The organism is Actinospica sp. (assembly GCF_035552695.1).
Taxonomy (GTDB): domain Bacteria; phylum Actinomycetota; class Actinomycetes; order Streptomycetales; family Catenulisporaceae; genus Actinospica.
Genome location: NZ_DASZKT010000013.1, coordinates 1 through 2,359, shown reverse-complemented (window position 1 = coordinate 2,359; position 2,359 = coordinate 1). Strand labels below are relative to the sequence as shown.

General features: G+C 68.7%; 2 protein-coding genes. Both read left to right on the top strand.

Translation table 11 applies throughout. From position 1 onward, the window contains the following. Positions 1–361 precede the first annotated feature (361 nt). A complete protein-coding gene (locus VG296_RS02910; protein ID WP_349259435.1) occupies positions 362–1,639 on the top strand; it encodes an ammonium transporter in 1,278 nt (425 codons plus the stop codon). A 167-nt stretch (positions 1,640–1,806) separates the two neighbouring features. Continuing rightward, the coding region (locus tag VG296_RS02905; RefSeq protein ID WP_349259434.1) for an ATP-binding cassette domain-containing protein at positions 1,807–2,359 on the top strand (553 nt) is incomplete at its 3' end.

Sequence of the window (2,359 nt, the reverse complement as noted above, 5' to 3'; positions counted from 1 at the left end):
ACACTTGCGAGCCCCGTGCACGATGATCACGCTGGCACCGGGCACGCGGGCACCGGGAAGGCTCTCCTGCACGCTCACGTCCTTAAGAAACCGCAGCCGTCACATGTCCAGGCTGGGCATCTTACGCCGCCCGCGCGTGCCCGCCCGCGGCGTCGCCCGGTAACGCCGCCGCCGGGGCGCCCGTTAGTCGTTACCGGATGACGCCAGTTCTCCTTGCGAAACACGATGGAAACCTGGCCGAATCGTAGTTTTACATGTACGAAAAACTTTGGTCTTTCTTAAGAAATCGACGCTCGTGATCCTTTGAACAGCAAGCAAGGGAGAGACTCGAGTGAAGATTGATACTGGTTCGACGGCGTGGATGCTCGCGAGTACCGCGCTTGTCCTGCTGATGACCCCCGGCCTGGCCTTCTTCTACGGGGGGATGACCCGGGCCAAGAGCGTGCTGAACATGATGATGATGTCGTGGGTCGCCATCATCACCGTGACGCTCGCCTGGGTGCTGTACGGGGACTCGCTGGCGTTCGGCAAGGGCAACGGGTTCATCGGCGGCCTTGAGTACGTCGGCGAGCACGGCCTCGTGAACAGCGCGACCCGGGTCGCGGGAATCCCCGACCTGGTGTTCTCCGCCTTCCAGCTCACCTTCGCGGTCATCACCGTCGCGCTGATCAGCGGGGCGATCGCGGACCGGGCCAAGTTCGGACCCTGGGCGGTGTTCACCGTCGCCTGGGCGACGCTGGTGTACTTCCCCGTCGCCCACTGGGTGTGGGGCGGCGGCTGGCTCAGCAAGCTCGGCATCGAGGACTTCGCAGGCGGCACGGTCGTCCACGTCAACGCCGGCGCCGCGGGCCTCGCCCTCGCGCTCGTCATCGGCAAGCGGAAGGGCTGGGGCAAGGACCCGATGCGACCGCACAACCTCACGCTGGTGCTGCTCGGCGCGGGGCTGCTGTGGTTCGGCTGGTTCGGCTTCAACGCGGGCTCGGAACTGGCGGCTGACCAGACCGCTGCCCTGGCGTTCATGAACACCCAGGTCGCGACCGCGGCCGCGGCCGGCGGCTGGCTGCTCGTGGAGCGGTTCCGTGACGGCAAGCCCACCACCCTCGGGGTCGCCTCAGGCGCCGTCGCGGGGCTTGTCGCGATCACGCCCGCCTGCGCGTTCATCGCCCCCTGGGCGGCGATCCTGCTCGGCGGCGCGGCGGGCGTCATCTGCTGCTACGCGATCGGCCTCAAGCACCGGCTCGGCTTCGACGACGCGCTCGACGTGGTGGGCGTGCACCTGGTCGGCGGCGCGTTCGGCGCGCTGTCGCTCGGCTTCCTCGCCGCCTACCCGCTGCTGTCGGGGCAGCGCAAGGGGCTGTTCTACGGCGGCGGGATCGAGCAGCTCGGCGTGCAGGCACTTGGCCCTGTCGTGGTCGGCCTCTACTCCTTCACCATCGCCTGGATCATCGGCAAGGTCATCGACAAGACGATGGGCTTCAGGGTCGCCGAGGAGGACGAGGTCACCGGCATTGACCTCGCTGAGCACGCAGAGACCGCCTACGACCTGGGCAGCGTCCACCCCGGCAACGCCGCCATGCCCCGCGCGGGACAGGAAGCGGTGGCCGCCAGGGACGTGGAATCCGTCACCGGGGCACGCTGACCCCAGCGGCCCCCGGCCCGCTCCAGCCCGCGCCGTCATCACCTGACCGGCGCGGGCGCGGGGCGGGCCATATTTTTCGCCAAGTATACACTCAGGATATTTACGTGACGTATACACTGAGTGTATATTAGCCAGGGTGAATGTCCTATGACCCTCAGCCAAGGAGATTGATGAACGTCCTCGAGGCGAGCGGCCTTGGCAAGCGGTACGGCCGCACCTGGGCGCTGCGCGAGTGCACCCTGGAGATCCCCGCCGGCCACGTCGCCGCCCTGGTCGGCCCGAACGGCGCGGGCAAGACCACCCTGCTGAACCTGGCGGTCGGCCTGACGGCGCCGACCGCCGGCACCGTCAGCGTGCTCGGCGGCCGGCCCGCGGGGGCGCCGGCCGCACTGGCCGGCATCGTGTTCGTCGCCCAGGACACGCCGTTGTACAGGAACCTGTCGGCTGCGGACATGATGCACGTGACGCGCAACCTGAACCGCCGCTTCGACCAGCCCTACGCGGAAACCAGGCTCGCGGAGCTCGGCATCCCGCCGGGGCGCAAGGCAGGGAAGCTGTCCGGCGGCCAGCAGGCACAGCTCGCGCTGACCCTGGCGCTTGCCCGCCGGCCGCGGCTGCTGGTGCTTGACGAACCCGTCGCGATGCTCGACCCCGTCGCCAGGCGCGACTTCATGGACACGGTGCTGACGGCGGCGGCAGGCGACGGGGTGTCCGTGGTGC